The organism is Nonomuraea sp. KM88 (assembly GCF_052245635.1).
Classification (GTDB): domain Bacteria; phylum Actinomycetota; class Actinomycetes; order Streptosporangiales; family Streptosporangiaceae; genus Nonomuraea.
Map to the genome: position 1 here is coordinate 163994 of NZ_JBQQCC010000012.1, position 25411 is coordinate 189404.

The 25411-nt window shown below is 71.1% G+C and carries 31 protein-coding genes; 20 read left to right on the plus strand and 11 right to left on the minus strand.

The genetic code is table 11. The features are described 5' to 3' along the window. Positions 1-49 precede the first annotated feature (49 nt). On the plus strand, positions 50-1534 hold the full coding sequence (locus tag ACTWPV_RS31745) for a M28 family metallopeptidase (RefSeq protein ID WP_443154606.1): 1485 nt from the start codon (positions 50-52) through the stop codon (positions 1532-1534). A 34-nt stretch (positions 1535-1568) separates the two neighbouring features. Here the strand turns inward: ACTWPV_RS31745 and ACTWPV_RS31750 are convergent, their stop codons facing one another. Continuing rightward, on the minus strand, positions 1569-2177 hold the full coding sequence (locus tag ACTWPV_RS31750; protein WP_443154607.1) for a hypothetical protein: 609 nt from the start codon (positions 2175-2177) through the stop codon (positions 1569-1571). A 190-nt stretch (positions 2178-2367) separates the two neighbouring features. Between ACTWPV_RS31750 and ACTWPV_RS31755 the strand changes: the two genes are divergently transcribed. Then, the gene (locus tag ACTWPV_RS31755) at positions 2368-2703 is read left to right on the plus strand and encodes a hypothetical protein (protein WP_443154608.1); all 336 of its coding nucleotides are present in this window, start codon (positions 2368-2370) and stop codon (positions 2701-2703) included. An 18-nt stretch (positions 2704-2721) separates the two neighbouring features. Here the strand turns inward: ACTWPV_RS31755 and ACTWPV_RS31760 are convergent, their stop codons facing one another. The 3 genes from ACTWPV_RS31760 to ACTWPV_RS31770 are packed head-to-tail and all read right to left on the minus strand — an operon-like array spanning position 2722 to position 4953. Beyond that, positions 2722-3321 (minus strand): TetR/AcrR family transcriptional regulator, encoded by a 600-nt coding sequence (locus tag ACTWPV_RS31760; protein ID WP_443154609.1) that lies wholly within the window; start codon positions 3319-3321, stop codon positions 2722-2724. A gap of 33 nt (positions 3322-3354) precedes the next feature. Further along, positions 3355-3618 (minus strand): hypothetical protein, encoded by a 264-nt coding sequence (locus ACTWPV_RS31765; RefSeq protein ID WP_443154610.1) that lies wholly within the window; start codon positions 3616-3618, stop codon positions 3355-3357. A gap of 60 nt (positions 3619-3678) precedes the next feature. Continuing rightward, positions 3679-4953: an MFS transporter gene (locus ACTWPV_RS31770; protein WP_443154611.1), complete on the minus strand. Its 1275-nt coding sequence runs from the start codon at positions 4951-4953 to the stop codon at positions 3679-3681. A gap of 70 nt (positions 4954-5023) precedes the next feature. Here ACTWPV_RS31770 and ACTWPV_RS31775 point away from each other — a divergent pair, with 70 nt between their 5' ends. Beyond that, positions 5024-6028 carry a GlxA family transcriptional regulator gene (locus ACTWPV_RS31775; RefSeq protein ID WP_443154612.1) on the plus strand — a complete coding sequence of 335 codons (1005 nt, stop codon included), beginning with the start codon at positions 5024-5026 and terminating at the stop codon, positions 6026-6028. A 21-nt stretch (positions 6029-6049) separates the two neighbouring features. Here the strand turns inward: ACTWPV_RS31775 and ACTWPV_RS31780 are convergent, their stop codons facing one another. Beyond that, positions 6050-7081: an alpha/beta fold hydrolase gene (locus tag ACTWPV_RS31780; protein ID WP_347649734.1), complete on the minus strand. Its 1032-nt coding sequence runs from the start codon at positions 7079-7081 to the stop codon at positions 6050-6052. Then, positions 7078-7335, minus strand: coding sequence for an AbrB/MazE/SpoVT family DNA-binding domain-containing protein (locus tag ACTWPV_RS31785; RefSeq protein ID WP_347649733.1), 258 nt, complete (start codon positions 7333-7335; stop codon positions 7078-7080). The genes ACTWPV_RS31780 and ACTWPV_RS31785 overlap by 4 nt, the downstream gene beginning before the upstream one ends. A gap of 213 nt (positions 7336-7548) precedes the next feature. On the opposite strand from ACTWPV_RS31785, the gene ACTWPV_RS31790 reads away from it, so the two are divergent. The 3 genes from ACTWPV_RS31790 (at position 7549) to ACTWPV_RS31800 (ending at position 9579) form a co-directional block, all read left to right on the plus strand. After that, positions 7549-8106, plus strand: coding sequence for a hypothetical protein (locus ACTWPV_RS31790; protein ID WP_443154613.1), 558 nt, complete (start codon positions 7549-7551; stop codon positions 8104-8106). A gap of 174 nt (positions 8107-8280) precedes the next feature. Next, positions 8281-8805, plus strand: coding sequence for a sigma-70 family RNA polymerase sigma factor (locus ACTWPV_RS31795; RefSeq protein WP_443154614.1), 525 nt, complete (start codon positions 8281-8283; stop codon positions 8803-8805). Positions 8806-8883: 78 nt separating this feature from the next. After that, positions 8884-9579 carry an anti-sigma factor family protein gene (locus tag ACTWPV_RS31800; protein ID WP_443154615.1) on the plus strand — a complete coding sequence of 232 codons (696 nt, stop codon included), beginning with the start codon at positions 8884-8886 and terminating at the stop codon, positions 9577-9579. Here the strand turns inward: ACTWPV_RS31800 and ACTWPV_RS31805 are convergent. Continuing rightward, positions 9569-10171, minus strand: coding sequence for a dienelactone hydrolase family protein (locus ACTWPV_RS31805; protein WP_443154616.1), 603 nt, complete (start codon positions 10169-10171; stop codon positions 9569-9571). The genes ACTWPV_RS31800 and ACTWPV_RS31805 overlap by 11 nt on opposite strands. Before the next feature lie 84 nt (positions 10172-10255). On the opposite strand from ACTWPV_RS31805, the gene ACTWPV_RS31810 reads away from it, so the two are divergent. The 3 genes from ACTWPV_RS31810 to ACTWPV_RS31820 all read left to right on the plus strand — a co-directional run bounded on the left by ACTWPV_RS31810 (position 10256) and on the right by ACTWPV_RS31820 (position 12798). After that, complete coding sequence (locus ACTWPV_RS31810) at positions 10256-11470, plus strand: FUSC family protein (protein WP_443154617.1); 1215 nt, start codon at positions 10256-10258, stop codon at positions 11468-11470. A 16-nt stretch (positions 11471-11486) separates the two neighbouring features. Continuing rightward, a complete protein-coding gene (locus ACTWPV_RS31815) occupies positions 11487-12020 on the plus strand; it encodes an SET domain-containing protein (RefSeq protein WP_443154618.1) in 534 nt (177 codons plus the stop codon). Positions 12021-12135: 115 nt separating this feature from the next. After that, the gene (locus ACTWPV_RS31820) at positions 12136-12798 is read left to right on the plus strand and encodes a hypothetical protein (RefSeq protein WP_443154619.1); all 663 of its coding nucleotides are present in this window, start codon (positions 12136-12138) and stop codon (positions 12796-12798) included. Between the two features lie 356 nt (positions 12799-13154). On the opposite strand, the gene ACTWPV_RS31825 is transcribed toward ACTWPV_RS31820, so the two are convergent. Next, positions 13155-13847 (minus strand): response regulator transcription factor, encoded by a 693-nt coding sequence (locus ACTWPV_RS31825; RefSeq protein ID WP_347649726.1) that lies wholly within the window; start codon positions 13845-13847, stop codon positions 13155-13157. Positions 13848-14022: 175 nt separating this feature from the next. Between ACTWPV_RS31825 and ACTWPV_RS31830 the strand changes: the two genes are divergently transcribed. The 10 genes from ACTWPV_RS31830 to ACTWPV_RS31875 all read left to right on the plus strand — a co-directional run bounded on the left by ACTWPV_RS31830 (position 14023) and on the right by ACTWPV_RS31875 (position 20136). Then, a complete protein-coding gene (locus tag ACTWPV_RS31830; protein WP_347649725.1) occupies positions 14023-14274 on the plus strand; it encodes a MoaD/ThiS family protein in 252 nt (83 codons plus the stop codon). A gap of 63 nt (positions 14275-14337) precedes the next feature. Next, the gene (locus ACTWPV_RS31835) at positions 14338-15003 is read left to right on the plus strand and encodes an LmeA family phospholipid-binding protein (RefSeq protein ID WP_347649724.1); all 666 of its coding nucleotides are present in this window, start codon (positions 14338-14340) and stop codon (positions 15001-15003) included. Positions 15004-15094: 91 nt separating this feature from the next. Further along, positions 15095-15607 (plus strand): sigma-70 family RNA polymerase sigma factor, encoded by a 513-nt coding sequence (locus tag ACTWPV_RS31840; RefSeq protein ID WP_347616946.1) that lies wholly within the window; start codon positions 15095-15097, stop codon positions 15605-15607. After that, the gene (locus ACTWPV_RS31845) at positions 15604-16383 is read left to right on the plus strand and encodes an anti-sigma factor family protein (RefSeq protein ID WP_443154620.1); all 780 of its coding nucleotides are present in this window, start codon (positions 15604-15606) and stop codon (positions 16381-16383) included. Before ACTWPV_RS31840 ends, ACTWPV_RS31845 begins: the two co-directional genes overlap by 4 nt. Before the next feature lie 211 nt (positions 16384-16594). Continuing rightward, the gene (locus ACTWPV_RS31850) at positions 16595-16903 is read left to right on the plus strand and encodes a thioredoxin family protein (RefSeq protein ID WP_443154720.1); all 309 of its coding nucleotides are present in this window, start codon (positions 16595-16597) and stop codon (positions 16901-16903) included. Between the two features lie 91 nt (positions 16904-16994). Then, positions 16995-17078 carry a putative leader peptide gene (locus ACTWPV_RS31855; RefSeq protein WP_350668905.1) on the plus strand — a complete coding sequence of 28 codons (84 nt, stop codon included), beginning with the start codon at positions 16995-16997 and terminating at the stop codon, positions 17076-17078. 57 nt (positions 17079-17135) lie between these two features. Then, complete coding sequence (locus tag ACTWPV_RS31860; RefSeq protein WP_443154621.1) at positions 17136-17549, plus strand: DUF4395 domain-containing protein; 414 nt, start codon at positions 17136-17138, stop codon at positions 17547-17549. Further along, the gene (locus ACTWPV_RS31865; protein WP_347649720.1) at positions 17546-18385 is read left to right on the plus strand and encodes a sulfurtransferase; all 840 of its coding nucleotides are present in this window, start codon (positions 17546-17548) and stop codon (positions 18383-18385) included. The genes ACTWPV_RS31860 and ACTWPV_RS31865 overlap by 4 nt, the downstream gene beginning before the upstream one ends. Beyond that, positions 18385-18690: a DUF1416 domain-containing protein gene (locus ACTWPV_RS31870; protein ID WP_132337667.1), complete on the plus strand. Its 306-nt coding sequence runs from the start codon at positions 18385-18387 to the stop codon at positions 18688-18690. Before ACTWPV_RS31865 ends, ACTWPV_RS31870 begins: the two co-directional genes overlap by 1 nt. 204 nt (positions 18691-18894) lie before the next feature. Further along, positions 18895-20136, plus strand: a complete 1242-nt coding sequence (locus ACTWPV_RS31875; protein WP_443154622.1) for a hypothetical protein — start codon at positions 18895-18897, stop codon at positions 20134-20136. A gap of 27 nt (positions 20137-20163) precedes the next feature. Here ACTWPV_RS31875 and ACTWPV_RS31880 read toward each other — a convergent pair whose 3' ends face one another. Genes ACTWPV_RS31880 through ACTWPV_RS31890 form a run of 3 tightly spaced genes read right to left on the minus strand, consistent with a single transcriptional unit; the run spans position 20164 to position 23232 of the window. After that, a complete protein-coding gene (locus tag ACTWPV_RS31880) occupies positions 20164-21918 on the minus strand; it encodes a hypothetical protein (protein ID WP_443154623.1) in 1755 nt (584 codons plus the stop codon). Positions 21919-21925: 7 nt separating this feature from the next. Further along, positions 21926-22573 (minus strand): hypothetical protein, encoded by a 648-nt coding sequence (locus ACTWPV_RS31885; protein WP_443154624.1) that lies wholly within the window; start codon positions 22571-22573, stop codon positions 21926-21928. Beyond that, positions 22570-23232, minus strand: coding sequence for a hypothetical protein (locus tag ACTWPV_RS31890; RefSeq protein ID WP_443154625.1), 663 nt, complete (start codon positions 23230-23232; stop codon positions 22570-22572). Before ACTWPV_RS31890 ends, ACTWPV_RS31885 begins: the two co-directional genes overlap by 4 nt. 170 nt (positions 23233-23402) lie before the next feature. Between ACTWPV_RS31890 and ACTWPV_RS31895 the strand changes: the two genes are divergently transcribed. Next, positions 23403-25346 carry a hypothetical protein gene (locus ACTWPV_RS31895; RefSeq protein ID WP_347649715.1) on the plus strand — a complete coding sequence of 648 codons (1944 nt, stop codon included), beginning with the start codon at positions 23403-23405 and terminating at the stop codon, positions 25344-25346. The last annotated feature ends 65 nt before the right edge of the window (positions 25347-25411 follow it).

The following is a 25411-nucleotide window of genomic DNA, read 5'->3' on the forward strand; positions in this document are numbered from 1 at the left end:
CGCGGCTCGGGGGAATGTCGCATTCCCATCCACGACAGGGGAATCGCTCATGCGCAGAATCGTCACCGCACTGATCGCCGCACTCGCCCTGCCCCTGACCGCGGCGGCGCCGGCCCACGCTGCCAAGCCCGCCGACGCGTACGCCGATCTGCTGGTCAAGAAGGTCAAGGGCGCGAACGTCGAAGAGCACCTCCGCGCCTTCCAGAAGATCGCCACCGCGCACGGCGGCAACCGCGCCGCGGGCACGACCGGCTACGACGCCTCCCGCGACTACGTGGCCGACAAGCTGCGCAGAGCCGGCTACAAGGTGACGCTCGATCCCGTCCAATTCGTCGAGAGCTGGACCGAGAACAGCCCGCCCGCCCTCACCGAGACCGCGCCCGAACGGCGGGCGTACGTTCCAAAGCAGGACTTCTTCGCCTTCGAGCCCTCCCCGGCCGGCGACGTGACCGCGCAGGTCCAGGGCGTGGACCTGACGCTGCCCCCGGCCGCCACACCGTCCTCCACCAGCGGGTGCGAGGCCTCCGACTTCGACGGGTTCGTGGCCGGCCGGATCGCGCTCGTCCAGCGCGGCACCTGCGCCTTCTCCCAGAAGGTGCGCAACGCCGGCGCGGCCGGGGCGGCCGCGATCATCGTGTTCAACGAGGGCCAGAAGGGACGCACGGAGGCCGAGCAGCTCGACATCGGCGAATGGCGGGCCGGCATCCCCATGGTGTACGCGGACTACGCGGTGGGCGAGCGGCTGGCCGGCACGGAGGACGCCACCGTCCGGCTCACCGTCGACTCCACCGTCGCGATCGGCACCGACCACAACGTGATCGCCGAAACCCGCACCGGCGACCCGGGCAACGTCGTCATGCTCGGAGCCCACCTCGACAGCGTGCCCGCGGGTCCCGGCATCAACGACAACGGCTCCGGCAGCGCCGCCATCCTGGAGGTGGCCGAGGAGATGGCCCGCTTCCCGGTCAAGAACCGGGTGCGCTTCGCCTTCTGGGCCGCGGAGGAGCTCGGCCTGCTCGGCTCCGACCAGTACGTCGCGTCGCTGCCGCGGACGGAACGCGACCGCATCCGCCTCTACCTGAACTTCGACATGGTCGCCTCGCCCAACTTCGCCTACAAGCTCTACGACGGCGACGACTCCGACGACACCGGCGCCTCGGCGGGCCCGCCCGGCTCGGCCCAGATCGAGGAGCAGTTCGAGACCTTCTTCGGCTCCCGAGACCTGCCCACCGTCGGCACCGACTTCGACGGCCGCTCCGACTACGGCCCGTTCATCGCGGTCGGCATCCCGGCGGGCGGCATCTTCACCGGCGCGGAAGGCTCCAAGACGGCCGAGGAGGCGAAGCTGTTCGGCGGCACCGCGGGCAGCGCGTACGACGCCTGCTACCACCAGGCGTGCGACACGATCCGCAACGTCAACGGCACGGCGCTCGACGTGAACGCCGACGCCATCGCCGACTCGGCCGCCCGGTTCGCCTTCGACCTGAGCTCGATCCCGCGCCGCGCGACCCCCGCACATGGAGGTGGAGGCTGACGCCTCCCACGAGGAGCGCGGAGGCTGACGCCCTTCATGAGGGCACGGTGAGCCGGGGACGCAGCGCCGCCAGCGCCGCCTCCGGGTCGTCGGCGAAGAACCGGATCGAGGTGACCTCGGCCCGGCGCCCGAGCGGGCGGACGACGGTGACCGGCCCGGCCAGCTCGACCGTCAGGTTGGTCTGCGAGGCGACGGCCACGCCGAGCCGCCCGTCCGCGACGGAGACCATGCTCTCCTCGTTGAGGTTGCGGCCGGTCCGTACCGAGACGATCCGGTCGAGGGGCACCCGCACGTCGAAGTAGGCGGCGTACCTGATGCGCAGTTCCTCGTCGGTGATGACGTGCGGCCGGGTGGCGCAGGCGGCGGCCAGCATGACCCCGAACAGCAGCCCGTAGAGGTCGGCGACCAGCACCGCGTACCGCAACCAGCCGGGCACGCCGAGCGCGACCAGCAGCAGGTCCACCACCACCGTCTCGATCGCCATCGCGAACAACATGAGCGCCAGCATGAACGTCTGCTCCTTGGCGTACGTGACGGCGCTCGCCCCGGGCGGCACGCCGTGACGCCGGCGCGCGATCCACAGCCCGACGGAGGCCAGGCCCTTCACCTCGAACCCCAGGACGCGCAGCGCGGCTCTGACCATCGTGCTCCTCTCTTCGGCTGGACGCCTCCCATGAGAAACGTTGACGTCGCGTCAAGGTCAACCCCGGAACAGAGGGCACATGCCGGCTCGGGCCACCGGCGAGCGGTTCGTTAAGTCTTCATGTGGGGACTTGAAAGTCTTCACAAGGAGACATACGGTTGGGGGAGAGATCCGATCCAGGAGAGGTGTCATGTACGCGATCGTCCGGCACTACCGCGCGCATCCCGACACGATCAGGAAGATGGTCGAGCACGTGGACGCCCAATTCGCGGACCGCGTTCCGAAGCAGGTCGGCTCGGTCCTCTACACCGCCGTCGGCACCGGCGAGGGGACGGTGATGACCATCACGGTCTTCCGTGACGCCGAGGCGGCCGCGGCTTCCGAGGCCGCGGTGACCGAGCTTCAGCGCGACCTGAAGGAGGGCTTCGGCGTGGAAGAGGTCGCGGTGCAGCGCGGGGAGGTGCTGATCAACCGGGGCGATGTTGCCATGGCGCGGCCCATCGGATTCGGCGGTGCGGCGGCGTGAGCGCGCGCCGCGGGCTCATCAGGTTGAGGGCTTGGGCGCCCGTCCGGTGAGATAGCGCTGCAACGTCGGCGCGACCCAATCGGCGAGCTCGTCGGGATCGGCGGTGACCAGTGCCTCGGCCCGTACGGCGTACCGGGTGATCGCCAGCCCGACGAGCTGGCTGGCCGTGAGCGTCGCGCGCAGGTCGGGGTGGTCCATGCCCAGGGCCCGGATGAGCTTGACGAGCAGGTCGGCGGCCAGGAAGTCCCTGACCTGGGAGGCGGCGTGCTCGTTGGTGGCGGCCGAGCGGATGACGCCGAGCAGCGGGCCGGGGGAGTCGACGTCCCCCAGCAGGTCGAAGACGTAGCCGAGCAGCCGGCGCCCCAGACTGGAGCGCGGACCGTCCAGCAGCATGACGACCGTGCGGTCCGGCTGGAACACCTCCGCGACGACCGCGCTGAACAGCTGGTCCTTGTTGCCGAAGAACCTGCGTACGAGTGCGGGGTCGACGCCGGCGTCCGTGGCGACCTGCCGTAGGCTCGTGCCGTCGTAGCCGTGCTCGCTGAACGATGCGGCGGCGGCGGCCACGATCTCCTGCCGGGTGGTCGATGTCCCGGGGCGGCGTCCCGTCCTGCCCACGAGCTCCTCCTCGACGTTCGCGACACGAAGTCCTTATATGAGGACTTTATCGCGGCTTCGCCGCCGCCGCAGCGGCTTTCCGCCGGCATCATTCAGGGTGTTACCGATTTCCCTGACCTCCTCGCGGCTGGCGCCCAGTGCGTCTGGCCCGATCTCGGCGAGCCGAACCGCTGATTCCTCGTATCGATCCCACTTGGCGGGAAGGGGCGGGCCGGCGTTGATTCGAGCCGCGATCACCTGCTCACACAATTCGGTCATGCGCCTGTCGTACAGCCATTCAGTGAAACGGCTGAGCATCGTCCCTCCATAGTCGCCGTTCGAGGACGCCCAACCTAACGCGGTCGGAGGAGGCATGACTCAACCCCGGTCGGATCTCCCGGCCCGTACGGCCAGTGCGGTCAGCGCGGCGATGAGGCAGGCCGCGCACAACACGGCCCAGACGGCGTCGTACGTGCCGGCCAGGTCGCGGGCGGTGGCCCCGAGGAAGGCCGAGGCACCCGCGCCCAGCTGGTGAGCGGAGTTGGCCCAGCCGAAGACGATGGGGCCGTCGTCTCCGTAGCGGCGCTGGGCGAGCGCGATGACCGGCGGGACGGTCGCGACGTCGACGAGGCCGTAGACGACCACGACGGCGACGAGGGAGGGCTGGACCGTCGACGAGAGCACCATCGGCAGGGCCGCCAGGGTGAGCGCGCGGACCGTGAAACACCAGGCCAGCAGGTGGCGGGGGTCGAAGCGGTCGGTGAACCAGCCGGAGGCGGCGGCGCCCAGCGCGGAGAAGACGCCGATCAGGGAGAGCATCGACGCGGCGGCGGTCGCGTGCATGCCGTGGTCGTGGGCCGCGGGCACCCAGTTGCTCCACATGATGCCGTTGGTGCTGGCGCCGCAGATGACGAACATGCCGGCCAGCAGCCAGAAGGTGCCGGTGCGGGCGGCGTCGAGGAGGACCGTGACGGTGCGGCGCGCGGCGCCCCGGGCGGGAGCCGGCTTGGCGACGACGTGCTCGCCGCCGTACGGCGGCGCGCCGACGTCGGCGGGGTGGTCGCGCAGGAGCAGGGCCACCAGCGCCGACACGGCCAGGGCGACGAGGGCCAGCGTCACGACCGGGGGCCGCCAGCCGAACCGGTCGACCGACCAGGCGAGCAGCGGCAGGAAGAGCAGCTGCCCCAGATGGCTGGACGCGCTCAGGGCGCCGGTGACCAGCCCGCGACGCCGTACGAACCAGCGGCCGGTGATCATCGCGGCGAAGGTCATGGTCAGGCACCCGCTGCCCAGGCCGATCAGGACACCCCAGTACGCGACCAGGTGCCAGGGCGCGGCCATCACGCTGGTGAGCAGGGCGCCGGCGGCGACGAGCAGCATGGCGCCCGCCGCCACGCGGCGGATGCCGGCGCGCTCCATCAGGGCGGCGGCGAAGGGCGCGGTGAGGCCGAAGAAGATCATGTTGACGGAGGCGGCCAGGGCGATCTGGCCGCGGTCCCAGGCGTACTCGTGGTGCAGGGGAGAGATCAGGAGCCCGGGGACGGTCGTGAAGGCGCCGGCCGCCACGATGGCCGCGCCCGCGGCGGCGGCGACGACCCACGCGCGGCCCGTGCCGGGGCGTGTGGCGAGCGAGGTCTGCACGTGCTGAACCATGGCTCCAGCCTTTCGGCGTGGTGAGCCCCCGGCGAGTGGCTACATAGCCGACATGCGCAACAATATGGCCATGGGTTCTGCTTTCTCCCATCCGGTACGCCATCGCGTCGCCGTCCTCGCCCGCGAGATGACCCTGCCGATCGAGCTGGGCATCGTCCACCAGGTGTTCGGGCAGGCCCGCGTGGGGGCGTCGGCGGACGGCGAGCCGCTGTACGAGGTCGCCACCTGCGCCCTTCGGCCCGGCGCGGTGCGTACGGACGGGGACTTCACCGTCAACGTCGCGCACGGCCCCGAGACGCTCGCGGAGGCCGACACCGTGATCGTCCTGTCCTCCTACGACGACTACGAGCAGCAGGAGCCCGCGCTCTCCCCGCCGCTGGCCGGCGCGTTCGCCCGCATCCGCCCCGGCACCCGGGTGGCCTCGATCTGCACGGGCGCCTTCGTCCTGGCCTCAGCCGGGCTGCTCGACGGGCGCGCCGCCACGACGCACTGGCGCTACGCCGACCGGTTCGCCCGGCTGTTCCCGCAGGTGCAGCTGGACGCGAACGTCCTGTACGCCGACGGTGGCGACGTCCTGACGTCGGCGGGGTGCGCGGCGGGGATCGACCTGTGCCTGCACATGATCCGGCACGACTTCGGCATGGCCGTCGCCAACGACGTCGCCCGCCGCACCGTCGTGCCACCGCACCGGGAGGGCGGGCAGGCGCAGTACGTCCGCCACCCCGTGCCTGAGCCGTCGTCTCCCTCGACCGCGGCCGCGCGCGCCTGGGCCCTGCGACGGCTCGGCGAGGCCGTCACCCTGGGCCAGATGGCGGCCCAGGAGGTTATGAGCGTGCGCACCTTCACCCGGCGCTTCCGCGACGAGGTCGGCACCACGCCGATGGCCTGGCTCACCCAGCAGCGCGTCGAACGCGCCAGGGAGCTCCTGGAGGAGTCGGACCTGCCCGTCGACCAGGTGGCAGAGCAGGCAGGGCTCGGTACGGCCGCCAATCTCCGCAAGCACTTCCACGCCGCCGTGGGGACCTCGCCCAGCACCTACCGGGCCGCCTTCCGCGAGCTGGACGCGGCGGGGTGATCCGGCCCGGCCGCCCAACTGTCAAGGGGCGGGCGATCCGCGCAGGGCGCCCCCGAACTCGGTCACGGCGGTGACGAACTCCTGGGGCTTGTCGTCGTGGATGACGTGCCTGGCGTCGATCCGGCGGTAGACGGTCTGAGGAGCGAGCTCGCGCACCCGGGCGGCGTCGTCGTCGTCCATGGCGCCGACGAGGCCGTGCTCGCCGAACCGGTTCCAGTTGGCGTGCAGCAGCAGGACGGGCGCGGTCGTCGCCCGCAGCGCGGCCGCGTGCGAGAAGTCGCCGTAGAAGCGGCCGTCGACGAACGCCCTGGCGAAGTCGGGGTCGAACATCGACGCCGACCGGATCAGGTGGTCGAGCGACGCCGGCAGCCAGCGCACGCCCAGCGAGGCCGGGCTGCCCGGGTGCTTGCGCCGGTGCCGGGTGACCAGGCGGTCGAGCAGGTCGACGAAGCGGTCGGGCATCCGGATGGTCTTGCTCTCCCCGACGGGGATCTCCTGGCGGTAGACGTCGGCCACGCGCTGCCGGTCGAGGTCGCCGAGCACCTCCACGGTGTGCTTGAGGCTGCCGTAGACCCAGCGGTCGCGGTCGCGGAAGCGCGGCATCTCGGCCGAGAAGATCGGCGGGTCCTCCAGGACCACCGCCGCGACGTGGTCGGGAACGTTGGCGGCGCACCACAGGGCGAGCACGCCGCCCGAGGAGTTGCCGCTGACGATCGCGGGCCGCCCGATCACCTGCCGCAGGAAGCGGGCGATGTCCTGGCCCGCGGAGTCCCACGAGTAGTCGCCGGGTGTCCACGAGGAGCTTCCGTGCCCCCGGACGTCGATCGCGTACACCGTGAACTGCCGCGCGAGCTCCGGCATGACCTTGCGGTAGCTGCTCCACAGGCTCATCTGGCCGGGGATCAGGAGGAGGGGCGGGCCGGCCGCGGGGCCCCGCACGTAGTTGATCAGCACGCCGTCGAGTTCGGCGAGCTCCTGGTGGAAGCCCGCCTCGGCGAGCGCGGGCGGCAGCGGGTCGCGCCGGCCCTCGTAGGGGTTGCGGTAGCCGGTCATCGGCCTGGCTCCTCGGGGTCGGCGGGCGGGTCGTCCTGCACGGAGAGGACTCCTGTCGCGAAGCGCCGGAAGCGCTCGTTGTCGACCAGCGCGATGCCCTGCTCGGTGTCCACCAGCACGAGGAGGGTGTCGCCCGGCTGGATGCCGAGCAGGTCGCGCGCGTCCTTGGGGATGACGATCTGGCCCTTCTCGCCGATCTTCACGGTCCCCACGATGTAGCGGCCGTCCGGCCCCTCGATCATCTTCCCGGCCATCGCACTCCGCTCTCGTCTCCGGTGAGTCGAGTTCCACTCTACCTACTTTTCCTACTTTTCTCCCAATCGGGGTGTCATAACGGTTCCGTCCATTCGCGTGATCCGGTTGAACCCGCGCGGGCCGACCGGCGTACTCCCTGGCGGAACGGAGCTCGGCGGTGTCCGTGAACGGGACGCCGGCGGACCCGGGCCCCGGCTGCCAGGAGGGCGACGATGGACTTTCTGGGATGGAGCGACGGGCTGGCCCTGTTGCCGCGCGACTACCTGGGAGAGGGCGAACCGCTCGTCGCCGTCGTCAGGGCGGCGGGGCCGTACAGGGGAGAGGCGCTGCACCTGCTCGCGCTGGGCACCGCGGCCACCATGGCCAGGCTGCACCTGGGCGGGATCGCGGGGCTGCGGCTCAACCCGGGCAACGTCATGATCGGGCCGGAGGGGCGGGCGTTCTTCGCGCCGGGGCCGCGCAGCAGCGAGTTCCCCTCCGCCGACGTCAGGGACTGGGCCGACGTGATCGTCTTCGCCGCGACCGGGCGGCCGGTCCGCGACGGCGAGCGTCCCTATCTCGGGCCGGTGCCCGAACTGCGGGTGGTGATCGACGAGTGCCGCCGCCCGAACGCGCTGTCCCGCCCGGCGGCGATCGACGTCGTACGCGCCCTGCTCGGTGACCCGTGGGAGGACCGCCGCGCCACGGTGCGCGAACTGCTGCTGGAGGCCGAGCGCTGGTCCGGGAGCGGCGGAGCCCGTCAACGGCGAACGGGCATTGCCAGACCATGATCGAAATCGCGGGTTCGGGGAGTTGACGCGATTTACCGGTGAAATATAGCTGGGCGGCGAATAGGGCAAACTACCTGCCCTGGGGCTGGCCGGTGGCTAGAGTAATAATTCTCAATACCAGCGTACCTAGCGCGATATTTCGTGATAGCCGCAGCGCAAGGAGTCCGCCCCCTTGTGAATCACCGCGTAACGGACGAAGCCATGGTCCGAGCCCTCTACCGCGAGTACGGCGCCCCCTTGATGGCCTTCGCCATCCGGCTGACGGGCGGCGACCGGCGCTGGGCCGAGGACGTCGTGCAGGAGACCCTGGTACGCGCCTGGCGGAACCTCCACGACCTGCGTACCGACACCGCCTCGCTGATGCCGTGGCTGGCGACGGTGGCCCGCCGCGTGGTCATCGACGACCACCGCCGCTCCGGCACGCGTCCCCTCGACACCGTCGACGACATCCAGGACCGAGCCCAGCCCGTGGCCGCGGAGGACGAGCGCCTGTTACGGGAGATCGTGGTGACCGAGGCGATGCTCTCGCTCTCCCCGGCCCACCGCCAGGTGCTCACGGAGACGTTCCTGCTGGACCGCACCGTCCAGGAGGCGGCGGAGACGATCGGCGTGCCGGTGGGCACGGTGAAGTCCCGCGTGTACTACGCCATGCGCGCGCTGCGCGTGGCGCTCGAGGAAAGGGGGGTGACGCTGCCGTGAAAAGGGTGCGTCACGAGGTGAAGGGGGTGACGCTTCCGTGGGAAGGACGCGTCACGGCGTAAGGGGGGTGACGCCGCTATGACGGAGGTGCGTCACGAGGACGTGGCCGCGTACGCGCTCGGACTGCTCGGCGAGGAGGAGAAAGCCGCTTTCGAGCACCATCTGGCCGGTTGCGGGAGCTGTGCCGCGGAGGTGGAATCCTTCACGGCGGTGGGGGAGCTGATCAAGGGCGTGCACCCGGACGACCTGCTGCCCAGCCCGCCGGACCCGCAGGTCGAGTCGATCCTGGTGCGCAAGGCGATCGCGGAGCGCCGTCGCCGCCGGTTCCACCGCACGTTCATGACCGCCGCCGCGTGTCTCGTGGTGGCCGCGGGCGTCTTCCTGGCCGGCAGCTCCTTCATGGGCGGCCCGAACCCCGACAGCGTCCACAGCCCGGCCCGCGCGCTGCTCATGACCGGGGACACCTATTCCGCCACCGACTCCGCGACGGGCGTGTCCAGCGTCATCGGGCTGGAGGACAAGGGCTGGGGAACCCACGTCGCGCTGGAGCTCAAGGGCGTCAAGGGCCCGCTGCAGTGCCGGCTCATGGCCGTGGGCGACGACGGCCGCTCCGAGGTCGTGGCGAGCTGGGGCGTCCCCGCGGCGGGGTACGGCGTGCCGGGCTCACCTGACCCGATGTTGCTGCACGGCGGCACCAGCCTCCCCCAGGACGAGCTGAACCACTTCACGATCCAGACCTCGGACGGCAAGACCCTGGGCACGATCACCGTCTGAGCGCGGAGAAGTGGCCGGTGAACCAGTCGCTCGCCTGGTCGGCCACGATCTCGAGGGCGCCGGGCTCCTCGAACAGGTGGGTGGCGCCCGGCACGACGGACAACCGGCTCTCGGCGTTCAGCCGCCGCTGGGCCTCCTCGTTCAGCTTCAGCACGACCGGGTCCCTGCCGCCGACGATGAGCAGGGTGGGGGCGCGTACCGCGGCCAGCTTCTCCGCGGCCAGGTCGGGCCGGCCGCCGCGTGAGACGATCGCGGCGACCAGGTTGCCGGGCTCGGCCGCCGCCGCCAGCGCCGCCGCCGCGCCGGTGCTGGCGCCGAAGTAGCCGATCGGCATGCCCGCCGTCGCGGGCTGCTCGCGCACCCATGCGGTACGTTCCAGCAGCCGCCCGGTCAGGAGCCCGATGTCGAAGACGTTCGCCCTGACCGTCTCCTCCTCAGGGGTGAGCAGGTCGAACAGCAGCGTGCCCAGCCCCGCCTCGTTGAGCGCGCCGGCCACGTAACGGTTGCGCGGGCTGAGGCGGCCGCTGCCGCTGCCGTGCACGAACAGAACCACTCCCCGAGCGCCGCCGGGGACGACCAGATCGCCGGGCACGTGCCACACCTCCTTCACGGCCTGCCGGCCCGCTACCCTGTTCGCCCAGCTCTATCCGCTGCCCGGCTGGGCAGGGCATTGAGCATGGAGACCGAATCGGGGCGCCGGCACGAGCGGTACGGCGCCCCGCTCCAGCGCATCGTCTCGGGTGGGAAGGCGGCGCTCGGGCGGGCCCGCGGTCTGGGTCTGGGGCGCTGGCTGCGCATGGAACGCGAGTCGTTCGTCCAGACGCTCAAGGTGACGGGGGCCTGCGTCCTGGCCTGGTGGCTGGCGGCCCACGTGCTGAAGGTGGGCCTGCCCGTGCTGGCGCCCATCGGCGTGCTGCTGACGGTGTCGGCGACCGCGTACAGCACGGTGGTGAGAGGCCTGCAGCAGGTCGGCGCGGTGATCGTGGGCGTGTCGGCGGCCACGGGGGTGATCTGGCTGCTCGGTGCCAACGAGCTGACGCTGGCGGTGCTGATCTCGTCCGGCCTCGTGCTGGCCCGGCTGCTGAACCTGCCGGCCCAGAACGTGCAGATCCCGATCACGGCGCTGCTGGTGCTGGCGCTGGGCAGCACGTACGGCTTCGCCCGCCTCGCGGACGTGCTGATCGGGGCATTCATCGGCGTGGCGGCGAACCTGCTGGTCCTTCCGCCGCGCTACGTGGAGCGGGCGGCGAAGGAGCTGTGCGGGCTCTCCGGCGAGCTGGCCGACCTGGCCGCGGACATGTCGCGGGGGCTGGGCGGCGAGTGGGATCGCGACATGGCGGACGAGTGGCTGGAGCGGGCCAGGACGCTCTCGCAACGGCTGGAGGAGGCGAAGGAGGCCGCGGACCAGGCGGCGGAGTCGGTGCGCCTGACGTTGCGGCGCAGCCGGTACGACACCCGCCTGCGCCAGGTCGCCGAGGCCGCCACCTGCCTGGACCACGCCTGTAACCAGCTCAGGGGAATCGCCAGAGGGCTGGTGGACCTGATCGCGGGCGCGCGCGGCCTGCCCGGTGCGCGCGGTGCGGACCTGCCCGATCCGCTCGCCCAGGAGCTGGAGTCGCTGTCGCGCGTTTTCGGCGCCTTCGGGATGTTGCAGATCAGCCGGGGCAGCGGCAAGGGGTCCTGCCGGAGGGACGTGAAGGAGCTGCGTGCCGCGCTGGGCGAGGGAAGGCGGCGGCAGGAGGTGCTGGCCGAGGAGTTCGAGCGGACCAGGCACCGGGAGCTGAGGACGTTGCAGGGGGCGCTGCTCGACGACTGCGCCAGGATCCGCTACGAGTTCGACCCGGACAACGGCCCGCACAGGGCGGCCTTCCCCGATGTCGCCTACGAATGAGTGCCATGCTGGAGAGGTGATCGATCCTCCCGAGCCCGACTGCTGGACGCACGTCGCCCTTGAGGTGCGGCCCTCCCACATCGCCGGCGACGGGCTGTTCACCACGGCCGCCCTCCCCGCCGGCACCGAGGTGGCCCGCCTCGGCGGCCGGCTCGTGACCTGGGAGCGGTTGCGGGAGCTCTTCGCCGACCCCGCGGTCCCGTACGTCGACACCATCACCGTGACAGGCGACCTGCACCTGGTCCTGCCGTTCGGGCGGCCGGTCGGCAAGAGCAACCACAGCTGCGACCCCAACCTGTGGTGGACCGGCCCCTACAGCCTGGCCGCGCGCCGCGACCTGCTGCCGGGCGAGGAGCTGACCAGCGACTACGCCACCAGCAGCAGCGCGCCCGAGTTCGCCATGGACTGCCGGTGCGGGGCCGGCCTGTGCCGGGGCCGGGTAAGCGGCGAGGACTGGCGGCGGGCCGAGCTCCAGGAGCGGTACGGCGAGCACTGGGTGCCGGCCCTGCTCGATCTCATCGGGCTCGATCTCATCGGGCGCGCCGGCTGAGGTCCGGGGCCCGGCCGTCGCCCGTCCGCGCCGGAGGACACGGCCGGGGCAGCGACCGCGCGGTAAGGTCCTGGTCGTTCTCGCTCAGCCCCAGGCGTCCCGGCATACTGCTCGAATGTCCGATTTCACGGAGTTTCAGGCGAGAGGGCGCGCGGCCCTGCTGGCCGGCCGGGCCACCCACGACGTCCCCATGGTGGAGGGCGCGAGACGCTGGGGCGCCGCGGCCGTGCTCCGTCCCCAGCGGGAGATCGCCGACCGCCTGACGGAGCTGTCCGGGACCATCGAGGCCCCTGGCCACTGGGTGCACGGCGGCCCGGCCCTGCACGTCACGCTCAGGTCTCTGGAGCCGTACCGCGCCCGCATCCCCGAGGCCGACCCGCTCCGCCGCGCCTACGCCGCCGCGCTGGCCGAGGCCGCCGACGGCCTGCCGGGGGCCAGGGTGCGCCTGAGAGGCGTGAGCCCGCACCCCGGCGGCGTGCTGGTCTGCGGGCACCCGGAGGACGACACGCTGGTGACGTTGTGGAAGCGCTTCGCCCACGCGCTGGAGTCGCGGGGCGTGCGCGACCTGGAGCACGGCCGGGTCCGCGACCGCTGGTACGTCAGCCTCGTGCACTTCGCCGGCCCGCTCGCCGATCCCCGCGGGCTCGTCGAGTGGTGCGACGCCCACGCCGACGTCGCGCTCGGCACGGCGGAGCTGGACACGGCGGAGATCGTCCAGTTCGTCCACACGGGTACGGGCATCCGCGTCGAAGCCCTGGAACACGCCCGGCTGGGATGAGACGGCGGGACACCCCCGGCGCCCCGCCGCTCCGCCAGGCCCCGCGGCTCGGAGCAGCACCAGGGCCGTGACGAACTGCAGCAGGTGCCAGGCCACGTACGCCGCCAGCGAGCAGAACGCCCACTCCTGACCAGCCAGCCGCGCCGCGCAGGTCGTGGACGGCCTCACGGTCGCCGGCGGGGACGTATTCGCGGGCGTAACCGTGCTCGATCGAGAAGACACAGGTGGCAGGCCGTAACGGCGAGCAGATGATGTCGCCACGCCGGTAGACGCGCGGCCTGGCGCCCTCGTCGACCAGTGATCTAGTGGACGCCAGCGGTGAGCCCGCTGTCAATCGTGCGGATCGGACGGGCGGATCAGACGGGCGCGGTGTCGGCCCGGTCGGGGACGAAGCGGTAGCCGACGTTGCGGACCGTGCCGATGAGCGATTCGTACTCGGTGCCGAGCTTGGCGCGCAGCCGCCGCACGTGCACGTCGACCGTCCTGGTGCCGCCGAAGTAGTCGTAGCCCCAGACCTCCTGCAGCAGCTGCGCGCGGGTGAAGACCCTGCCCGGGTGCTGCGCGAGGTATTTGAGCAGCTCGAACTCCTTGAACGTCAGGTCGAGCACCCGGCCGCGCAGCCTGGCGGTGTAGGTGGCCTCGTCGATGGCCAGGTCGCCGCTGCGGATCTCGTCGGGCGCGTCTTCCGTGGCCGCCTGTGAGATGCGGCCGGTGGCCATGCGCAGGCGGGCCTCCACCTCGGCCGGTCCGGCGCTGTCGAGCAGCACGTCGTCGACGCCCCACTCGGCGCTCATGGCGGCCAGCCCGCCCTCGGTCACGATCACCAGGAGCGGGCAGTCGATGCCGGTCGTGCGGATCAGCCGGCACAGGCTCTTGGCCTGCACGAGCTCCTTGCGCGCGTCGACCAGGACGGCGTCGGCGGGCGGGGCGTCGATCAGCGCGGACGCCTCGGCGGGCGCGACCCTGACCGAGTGGAGGAGCAACCCCAGCGCCGGAAGCACCTCGGCCGACGGCTCGAGGGCGTTGGTCAGCAGGAGCAAGTTGCTCATCAGGGCCTCCTCAAACGCGCAAGGACCCGGGGGCTACGTCGCCCGAGTCCTGTAGGCGAGGATATCTCACGGGTAAGTGGTGTCCATTGCGCGTCCTCGGGATGAACAGGGCGTCGCGTGATACGTGCGTGTTAAGGGCGACGCACAATAGGATTAAAGGGATTGTGAGGTGCCCATGGCCAGGGGAAAAGTACGTTATTGGGCCGCCGCCAAGGAGGCGGCCGGCGTTGCGGAAGAATCCTTCGACGCGGTCACTCTTGACGAACTCATGACGCAAATCACACAAAATCGTGCCGATCTGGCACGGGTTGTCCGGCGGTCCTCGTTCCTCGTGGACGGCCTGCCCGTCGGCAGACGACCCCACCACGAGGTGGTCCTCGGCGACGGCGCGACCGTGGAGGTGCTGCCGCCCTTCGCGGGCGGGTGATCGCCGTCTTCTGCGGGGAAGGAGTCGGTAGGCTCTTGACCCCCGCTTGAGACTGGGAGCCCCATGCGGAAGCTGATCGTTTCTCTGATCGTGCTGATCATCCTCCTTGTCGCCGTCGACAGGGTCGCCGTGGCAGGAGTGCAGCGCGACCTCGCCAACAGGATCGCGGCGGCCACCGACCTGTCCGGCACGCCGACGGTGACCATCGAGGGCATCCCCTTTCTCACCCAGGCCCTGTCCGGGCACTATCCGGAAGTCCGCTTCGACCTCGGCACGCTGACCTACGCCGGCGTGCCGGTGCAGAACCTGCGGGGCGCCGCCTACGACGTGACGGCCCCGCTGGCCGACGTCCTGCAGAACCGACCCGACATCAGGGCCCGGCGCGTGACCGTCAGCGGCACGCTGACCAGGGCCACGATCGACAAGTTCGCCCCGCGCGGCGTCAAGATCAGCGGGAACGGGCAGCGGCTCGTCGCATCGGGCGAGGTGATGGTCGGGGCGAGGAAGGTGACGTTCGAGGCGGAGATGACGGTCGAGGTGGCCGACGGCGGCCTCAGGCTCCAGGCGGAGAAGATCGAGGGCGTGCCCGACCAGGCCGCGCGGTTCATCTCGTACACGATCCCGTTCAAGGGAAAGCTGCCCTTCGACGTCAAGGTGACCGGGGTGAAGAACGTGGCCGACGGGCTGGAGTTCGCGGCCGAAGCGTCTGACGTGCCGATTCGTGGATAAGGATGAACCGCGGCGCCCTCCCGTACGTGATGAGGGACGTGAGAGAGCGCAGCGAGCGAGCCGGGGCGGAGCTCACAGGGGGAGGGACCCTGTGAGCGCGGCCGGCACGGCCGACGAGGAACTCGTGAGGACCCTCTTCGACGAGCACGCGGGGCCGCTCTACGGCTATGTCCTGCGGCTGACCGGTGATTCGGGGCGTGCGGAGGACGTCGTGCAGGAGACCCTGCTGCGGGCCTGGCGGCATCCCGAGGCGCTCTCCGACCGGCCGATCAGGGCGTGGCTGTTCACCGTGGCCCGCAATCTCGTCTTCGACCAGCACCGCGCCAGGAAGGCCAGGCCGCAGGAGACCAGCGACGAGGCCCTGGCGGTCATACCGGCCGACGACGAGCTGGAGCGGGCCGTCGAGTCGTGGTCCGTGGCCGAGGCGCTGGCCGCGCTGCGGCCGGAGCACCGCGAGGTGCTCCTGGAGGTCTACTACCGGGGGCGGTCCGTGAGGGAGGCGTCCGCGACGCTCGGCGTCCCGCCGGGCACCGTCAAGTCGCGCACCTACTACGCGCTGCGCGCCCTGAAACTGGCGCTCGAGGAGCGGGGGCTGGCGCCATGATGACGTGCGAAGAGATCCGGCTGGCCATGGGGGCGCACGCCCTCGGAGCGCTGGACCCTGACGAGGCACTGGAGATCGACGACCACCTGGCGACCTGCGAGGCGTGCGGCGCCGAGCTGGTCGAGTTCGAGGGCGTGGCGTCGTTCCTCGGCAAGGTGTCGGAACGCGACGTGGAGCTGGTGTCCAGCCCCCCTCGCCAGGTGCTCCACCGGCTGCTGAACGACCGCGCCAGGCGCAACAGGCGTGGCCGCGCGCTGATGGCGGTCGCCGCGTCCGCCGCGGTGCTGGTGGTGGGCGGCACGGTCTGGACGACGGTCAACACCACGAGCCATGAAGATTCGGCCGCCGCGCCCGCGGTCGCCCAATCGTCGCGGTCCACGCAGGAGAAGGCCGAGCCGAGAGCGGAGCTCTACAGCGACTCCAAGCCGAGCCCGAGCAGGGCGCCCGTCCCGAAGTCGTCGGACAGGGCGGTCGCGGGCCGCCCGTTCCCCGGCGAGAACAGCGCCAAGGGCTACCGCGCCACCGTGACGGCCTTCCCCGGCGACGGCGGCACCGAGCTGAGCGTGAGCGTCGACGGCGTGCCGGCCGGCACGACCGCCCGGCTCGTCGTCGTGGCCCGCGACGGGCGGCGCGACCCGGCCGGGAGCTGGGACGTCCGCTACCAGGACAAGGCCGCCTTCAAGAGCACGACGTCGCTGCCCATGGGCGACATCGCGCGGTTCGAGCTCGTCGACGAGAACGGCAAGGCGCTCGTACGGATCCCGGTGCGGAAGTAATCGCGGCCTTTCGCGGTTGCACCGAGGGATGTCTGGTCTGTGGGTGGCGGTGGCGACGCTGGCGCTCGGTGCGGTGATCGGCGTGGTCCACCTGCGCCGCGGCGGAAGGATGCGTGACGTGGGCGGGGAGCGGCTGCCCGAGAGCTTGCCCGGGGAGTCGCCCGAGGACCCGTCCGGGAGTCAGCGGCTGACTGAGCGGCTGACGGAGCGGTTGACCGGGGCCGACCTGGGCGAAGGGCTGGGCGAGCGGGCGACGCTGGTGCAGTTCTCCACCGCGTTCTGCCAGCCGTGCCGGGCCACCCGGCGGATCCTGGCCGACGTGAGCGCGCTCGTGCCGGGGGTGAGCCACGTCGAGATCGACGCCGAGTCGCGGCTCGACCTCGTACGCCGGCTCGGCATCATGCGCACGCCCACCGTCCTCGTGCTCGACGCCGCGGGCGCCGTCGTCAGGAGGGCCTCGGGCCAGCCCCGCAAGGCCGACGTCCTGGCCGCGGTGGCCGATGCCCTGCCGCCCGGGTGACGGCGTCGTGGCCGGTCCGCGTACCAGACGGATAGTCTCAATAACCGGACGAGAAGTGACAGATGACGAGACGCCGAGTAGGGTCATGGGCATGAACCCATCGACAGAGCTGCTGACGAAGCGGCGTGCGGTTGACTTCTGCCGCGTCGCCACCGCGCTCTGTCGCGCTGCCTGAGGACGATCTCGCGGATATCCGATCCGCTCCAGTCGACCCCTTCAGGAGCATCCCACGATGCGTGCCGACCCTAGAGCGCTGCGTTTCGGCGCGGCCATCACCACGCTGGTCCTGTTCTCCGTCCTGGTGACGGAGAGCGCCTGGCTCCTCGCCGCCCAGACGGCGGTCTTCGCGCTCGGAGTCGTCGGCCGCTCGCCCTATGTGATGCTTTTCAAGGCGTTCGTCAAGAGCGCGCCCAAGGAGACGGAAGACGCCCGCCCGCCGCGTTTCGCGCAGCTGGCCGGGCTGGTCTTCGCGGTCGCGGGCCTGGTCGGGTTCCTCACCGGGATCGTGCCGCTGGCCCTGGCGGCCACGGCCGCGGCTCTCCTCGCCGCATTCCTCAACGCAGCCTTCGGATTCTGCCTCGGCTGCGAGATGTACCTGCTCATTCGTCGTCTAACGCCCGCTGCCAACATGGAGGTATCCCAATGAGCCGCTCCGCCGCCCTGGTGGACGCCGACTGGGTCGAGGCCAACCTCGACACCCCCGGAGTCGTTCTCGTCGAGGTCGACGAGGACGTCAGCGCCTACGACAAGGGCCACATCCGTGGCGCCGTGAAGGTCGACTGGCAGCAGGACCTGCAGGACCCGGTGCGTCGCGACTTCGTGGACAAGACCGGTTTCGAGGCCCTGCTCTCCGACCGCGGCATCTCCAACGACGACACCGTCGTTCTCTACGGCGGCAACAACAACTGGTTCGCCGCCTACGCCTACTGGTACTTCAAGCTCTACGGCCACGACAACGTCAAGCTGCTCGACGGCGGCCGCAAGAAGTGGGAACTCGACTCCCGCGAGCTGGTGCGCGACGTGCCCCAGCGGCCCAAGACCCAGTACGTCGCCAGCGAGCAGGACACCGCGATCCGCGCCTTCCGCGACGACGTGGTCTCCGCCATCGGCAAGCTCAACCTGGTCGACGTGCGCTCGCCCGACGAGTTCACCGGCAAGCTGCTCGCCCCCGCGCACCTCCCGCAGGAGCAGGCCCAGCGCGGCGGCCACGTGCCCACGGCCCGCAACATCCCGTGGTCCAAGGCCGCCAACGACGACGGCACGTTCAAGTCCGACGACGACCTGCGCACGCTCTACTCCGAGGCCGGAGTCGACTTCGGCAAGGACACCATCGCCTACTGCCGCATCGGCGAGCGTTCCGCGCACACGTGGTTCGTCCTGCACGAGATCCTGGGGCAGGACAACGTGAAGAACTACGACGGTTCATGGACCGAGTACGGCTCGCTCGTGGGCGTGCCGATCGAGCTGGGGGAGGCCCGCTGATGACGAGCGCTGCACAGGGCTGCGGAGCGCCGGAGCAGACGATCGCGCTGCCGGCCGGGATCGATCTGTCCAACCAGGCCGTGATCCAGGGTGTGGTGACCGGCGCCGGCACGGCCTACGCCCGCCTGCTCGACGGGTCCGGCGAGTTCACCGGCGAGGTCGTGGTCTCCGACGACGGCGTCTTCCGGTTCTTCGCCGCTCCCGGCGACTGGACCGTACGCATCATCGCGGGCGGCGGCGTCACCCGCGACGTCCAGGTCGAGGCCAAGCTGGGCGAGGTCGCCCAGCTCGCCGTGGCTGTCTGAGCCCGTTTTCCCGTGAGGCCCGCGTCTTCATGACGCGGGCCTTCGCGCGTGTGCTCCCCGGGGGTCACCACCCTGGAACTGCTCGTGCACGCAATCAGGGAGTTGCGGCTGCGGCAGAAGGGACAGACCGATACGATTCGACAGATGTCCGGTTCGACAGGTGTGATGGATCCGCCCCGACCTGGGCCTACGCCGGCTCAGCGGATGCCGTCGCCGTACTCGCTGCCCCTGCACACGCTACGGCTCGTGGGCAGATGCGCCATGCCGCTGGTCTTCTGGTTCGCGGCCGGCGAGCTGGTGCGCTTCGTGCTGATGTACGGCGCCACCGAGGTGGCCTACGGCGACTTCCGGCAACTCCGGCTGGTGGCCGTCATGACCCTGCTCACGCTGGTCGTCATGTCCGCGGTGACGGTCATCGCCGGCATGCTCTACTGCCTGCGCAACGCGTTGTGGGAGATGCGCGCCAGGGCCGACGAGGGCGTGGCCGACGAGCGCTTCTTCCGTACGCTGGACCGGGTCGCCCCCGCCTTCGCCGTGATCTACCTGGCGTGGGGATTCCACACCGAGGACGCCAGGGACATCTACCAGATGGACCTGTTCCACAACTTCAATGAAATGACGGACGCATCCTGGTTCGGGGAGGATTCGCAGGTCGGCCGCGGCCTCGTCGACCTCGACTGGCGCGTGTCGCTCGGCGCGATGGTCGTCATGTTCGGGCTGAAGACGCTCTTCGCGAAGCTCGTGGAGCAGGGCAAGACCGGGTTCTACGGCTTCGCCGCGGCCTTCTCCGAGTTCGCGTTCATGTTCTACGGGCTGAACGCCACCGTCGCCATCGCCGACGCGCGCTCCGAATGGATGGAGCACCGCACAGTCGTCGCCGGGTCCAAGGAGGTCTGGTCCGAGGCGCAGAAGAACGTGCCGCTGTGGGACGGCATCACGAGCACGTTCAGCGAGTTCTGGCCGCTGTTCCTGGACGCGATCGCGGTCCCGCTGGCCTGGCTGACCGTGGCCATGCTCGTCTACGGCGCCTTCTCCGACGAGACCCGAACCCTGTTCAAGGGCACCCGCCTGGAGCGCGGCGTGGACCGCATCGAGTCCAGCCACGACCTCACGAAGAAGTCGTTCGACCAGGTCACCGCCGGCTTCAGGGACCGCTGGGTGCCGCTGGCCAACTCCCTGCGGATGGTCTTCAACGGCGGCGCGCCGCTCTTCGGCATGTTGTGCCTGTGCTACGTGGCCATCTCGGTGGCCGCCCAGTACGGCGACCGGGGGCTGCGGGCCCTCATCGGCTCGCGCGCGGAATGGACGTGGGCCTTCGCCGGGCCGCCCGTCGGCTTCCTGCGCGAGATGATCACAACCGTGCTCACCATGGCGCTCCTGGCGGCCACGTTCGACATCGCGGCCACCAGAGCCCGCGCCAGGGGCGAGCGGCTCAGCGACGCCTGACCCTCGGGCCCTTCTGGGCGAGCGACTTCAGCGACGCCGGAACCGCAGCACCGTGTCGTCCTTCTCCGCCTTCTCCATGGCCTCCCTGTCGAACAGGTCGTCCACCGGCGTGTCGGAACGGTAGCCGCTCGGCCTGAACGAGATCTCGACCTCGTTCGCCACCGGGGTCGGCACGATGGCCACACCGTCGATCTTGTACGTCCTGCCCACGACCAGCCGGTCCGTCGGCCGCTCGCCGTCCTGCAGCTCCACGGTCCACGTACGGTCCGCGCGGTCCGTCAGCCTGATGTCGTAGGGCAGGGCCGTCATGGTGGCGCTCGACTCGTTGACGACCTTCTTGGTGATGCCTACCTTCAGCCAGGTGACCTCGGGGCCGTGCTTGCTGCCCGCGGGCGCCTTCATGGGCGCCACCGAGGCCGTCCACTCGATGTCGTGGACGGTGCCCGCCTGGCCGGCGGCCACGACGACCTCCTTGGTCTCCTGCGCGGAGACCTTCTCGTAGAACAGGTAGCCGTCGACCGTCTGCGCGCCCATGGAGAGCAGCGACACGGCCACGGCCCCGGCGGCGATCAGGACCTTGCGCTTGCGCGACCCCCGCGCCGAACGCCTCCCGCCGCCCGCTCGCGTCCTGCCCCGAGCGCCGTCCTGCGCCCTCTCACGCGCCTCGCTCCGGGGGCCACCCGGCGAACCGCTCTGGGGCCCGCTCTGGGGCTCGTCGGGATGGGGCGTGCGGTGCTGGGCGAGCGCGGCCGATGCCGCGCCGGCCGCGGGGTCCGCGTGCTCGGGCAACCCGCCTGGCCTGGCAGCATGAGACGCGGCGACCGTTGCCGCCCCGGCGCCCGCGGCGGCCTGCGCCGCCCCAGAGGCGCCCTGAGGCGGCGATCCGGCCGGAGAGCCGCCGTACGGCGAGGGCTGGTCGTACGAGGGCTGGTCGTACGGTGAGGGCTGGTCATACGAGGGCTGGTCGTACGGTGAGGGCTGGTCGTACGGGGACGGCGGCTGGTCGGCGGTGGACGGAACGGCCGGCAGCGGCTGCGTGAGGCCCTCCTGCGGCTCGCGGGAGGCGGGGGGCCAGACCTGCTGGTCCGGATGCCGATGCCGGGCCCGGCTCTGGGGCATGCCAGGAGCACTCGCCATCCCATGCCGTGGGGACGCCGCCCGTCCGTGCACCCCCCGCGCGGCCCTCCGCCCCGGACGCATGCCCTGCTCGGGGCGCATGTCCTGTTCGGACATGCCACCGCCCTGCCCAGCGCGCCCGCCCGCGCCGAACAACGAACCCTGGCCGGGCGGTTCCTGTCCGAAAGGCGGGCTCTGGCCGGGCGGTTCCTGCCCGTAGGGGGAGCCGGGGCTGGGTGGTGGCTCCTGTCCCGGGGGTGGTGTGCCGTAGCCGGACGGCGGCGCCTCGCGGCTGCGACGCCCGCCGCGAGGGGCAGGCCTCTCGCGGCGGGGCGGCACCTCGCCCGCCGACGGCAGCCGCGGCACGGCCGCGGTCTCCCCGTCGGGGGTTCCCTGCCCGCTGGGCACCGGGGCGGTCTCAGGAGGCGGACCCGACGGCACCCTGGGCACCGGGGCCGTCTCCTCGGGGCTGCGGCGTGCGCCCTCGCCCGAAGTGAGGTCGGGATACATGCCCTCTTCGAGCGGGATCACCTGCCCGGGAGGGAAGCGGCCCGAGTGGGTGCCGAGCCCCGCGGGGGTCGTCTGGCTGGGCGGAGGCGGCGGGTCCTCTTCGCGGCGCCGGTCGTTCCTCGGGGCGAACCAGTTGCGCTCGTCGTTCGTACTCATCCTGCGCTCACTTCTTGGCCGTCGAGAAGACGTCCTGGGGCGAGGCGGCGAGCTTGCGCGCGGCCGCCTCGTCCAGGCCGAGGTCCACCTCGACCTCGGGCTGGTACGACTCCACGATGAAGGTCGGGGGCATCGCGAACACGACCCGCGCTCCGGGCAGCGCCGACGCCGGCACCTCGAAGAAGTAGCGGCCGCTGACCCAGATGTCCGGCTGCACCCACACGTTCGAGAGGGTCTGCGAGCTGTCCACCCGGTCGGTGGCGCTGAACTTCTTGCCGTCCTCGGTCATCAGCACGGGCTGTCCCAGCTTGTACGGCTTGAGGCTGGATTTGGCCGAGGCGTTGACGACGAGGAAGAGGTGGTCGGTGCCGATGGTCTCGTTGCTGTCGCTCTGGATCGACTTGGCGGTCACGTACGAGTCGACCCGCACCGTGAACCGCTTGGCGTCCACGTCCTCGCCCTTGTCGCCCACGTAGGTCAGCGGCAGGTTCAGCTCGCCCTCGTCGAGGTAGGCGGTCTGCAGCATGATGGCGGCCCCGGCCAGCGCGAGCCCGACGAGGGCGCTGAGCAGCCGCGAGGTGCCGGCGGGCCGGCGTCCGGCTCGCCGGCCGCGGCGGGCGGGCGGCACGGATGATCTTTGCTGCGTGTCGGTCACGCTGCGTCACCTTCCTTGACCGACAGGGTCACCCGGGCTTTGATCTCGGGAAGCCACTTGTCGCCTACATCGGTGGCGACCATCTTCCAGCGCGGGGTGACGTTGTTGAAGTCGGGTTCCCACTCGAAGGCGGCCACGTCGAGGGTGATCTTCTGCGGCGGCTGTTCGGTGTCCTTGAGCCGGTAGCGAAGCACGACCTCGCTGGTGATCCCGGGGTGGAGCTGGCGGGTCTCGTCTCCCTTGCTCCTGGCGAAGACGTAGGGGCCGGCGTCCTGGGGGAAGACGGGGTCGATCTTGACGAGCGAGCCGGCGAAGGACGCGAGGGTGAAGGCGGACTCGATCTTCTGGGGTGGAACACCGACCGGGGCGGTCTCGTCGCCGTTGTTCTTGACGTCGAAGACCACGTCCACGAACCGCTTGTCCTCTTCGAACCGGTTCCGGGCGCGCTCCACCGTCACGCGGGACCCGACGACCTTGGTGACGAACTGGCCTTGGTCGATCACCGCGCCGGGGCCCAGCGCCTCCGGCTCTTCCGGGGCCTCGCGCAGACCGCCGAGCAGGGCGGTGATGCCGACGGCCGTGAAGGCCGTCAGCGCGAGTGCGGGCACCATTACGGGGCGTCTGGGCCTGTCACTGCTGCCGCCGGAGGGTTCCGTCATGAATAAGGATGGTAATAGGTCTCGCTTGTCTCATCTGCCGCAATGCTCCCATCGGAGTGGTCGAATTGCCGAGAAACCCTGCCCCTGCGGGGGTTGTAACTCATACGCTGGCACGGAACGGAAAGGGATGACCCCAACTCCAAATGACATATCGGCGGCCGGAGGGTCACGTGGCGGACGTGCATCCCGAGCATGCCCAGCTCCAGGCGGACCGCATCTACCTGGGCTGGCAGTACATCCTGCTGCATCCCGACCCGGGCCCGCCCCCGAAGCGTCCGTCCCCCGTCGAGGATCAGCCCACCGCCGGAGAGGACGACCCCGCCCGGCTCGAACTCCTGCGCCGCGAGCGCCGCCAGGAGGACATGCTCAACCTGCCCGTACGCCGCTTCCGCAGGTCCATGCTGGTGGTGGTCGCGCTGATCCTGGCCGCCGCGGTGGCGGGCTACCTCGCGTGGTCGTTCGCGCTGCTCGGCCTGGTCGCCGCCGGCGGAGTGGCGGGCATCTGCACGTTCGCGCTGCTGCAGGGCGACAGGGCGGTGAAACACCGGGTGCTCGAGCAGCAGGCCGAGGACGAGCGCCAGCGCCGCGAACGCGACAGGGAGCTGTTCCGCGCGCAGGAGGAGCACGCCCAGCGCTACCGCGAGTGGCAGGAGCAGAAGGACCGCCACGACAAGCAGCTCACTTGGTACGCCGTCGCCGTGCCCGACGAGCTCGACCGCATCGACGTGGCGGGCGGCACGTTACCCGGGTGGTCGGCGCTGGTCACCCTGCTCGGGGCTACCCGCCTCTACAGCGGCGGCCACCTGACCGTGCTCGACCTGTCCGAGGGCGCGATCGCCAAGGACCTGATCGAGCTGGCCCGCAAGGGCGGCGACGACCCGCTGGTCTGGGTGCTCCCCGTCGACCTGGCCAAGCTCGACCTGGGCGCCACGCTCAAGCCCGAGGCGTTCGCCGACGTGCTGGCGCACGTGGTGAGCGTGAGCGAGGAGCACCGCAGCACGCGCGACCTCAGCTTCGACAACGCGATCCTGGAGCGGGTGCTCGAGGTGCTCGGGGAGAACGCCACGATCAGCCAGGTCACGGCCGCGCTGCGGGCGCTGGCGCAGGTGGGCGACCCGCGCGACGACCTGAGGTTCGGGCTGATCACCGCGACGCAGCTGGAGCGCATCGGCACGCTGTTCGGCCGCGGGGTGAGCGACCGCGTGGTGATCGAGCGGGCCTGGGCGCTGGAGTCGCAGTTGCGCAAGCTGGAGTCGCTCGGCACGGAGGCCGTACGCCTGCCGCCCGCCAGGCTCCGCGTGGTGAGCATGGACCGCCAGGCGGGCATGTTCGGCAACCGGGTGCTCGGCACGTACGTGGCCACCGCGCTCACCCACATCCTGCGCCAGTCGCCCGCCTCCGACCGGCCCTGGTACCACACGATCATCGTGGCGGGCGCGGACAAGCTGAGGGGCGACGTGCTCGACCGGCTGATGGACGCCTGCGAGACCTCGCGTACGGGGCTCGTGCTGACGTACAGGTCGCTCACGCCGGCCGTACGCGAGCGGCTGGGCCGCGGGCACGCCGCGGTGGCGTTCATGCGGCTCGGCAACGCCGAGGACGCCCGGGTCGCCAGCGAGCACGTCGGCACCGAGCACCGGCTGGAGCTGGCACAGCTCACCGAGACGATCAGCGACTCGCTGCCGGGGCTCAACGGCGGCTACATCTCCACGGTCGCGCAGGTGGAGGACGCCAGGGACGACCGCGACGAGAGCCACGACCTCGCCGGCGACATCACGGAGTCGACCGAGTGGGGCAGGACCGCCGACAAGATCTCGGAGAAGGAGCGGGTGCTGCAGCGCTCGCGCGAGTTCCTGGTCGAGCCGCACCAGCTCCAGCAGCTGCCCACGACGTCCGTGATCGTCACGGACGCGACCGCCCAGGGCAGGCGCGTCCGCCTCGCCGACGCCAACCCGGCCATCCTGGCCTTTCCCAAGACCACGCTCGGCGAGCTGGAGCACGTACGCGACGCCGTGCTCGCGCTCGACCCCAGCGCCCAGGACGGCGACGGAGAGCCCCCTCCGAACCTCGGACCACCACCGCCACGCCTGGACTGGCGCAAGGGCAGGCAATGACATGGTCAATGTCAAGGCGACGAGCTGACGGTTGACGGAATTTAACAAAGAACCGTCTGTGGGGG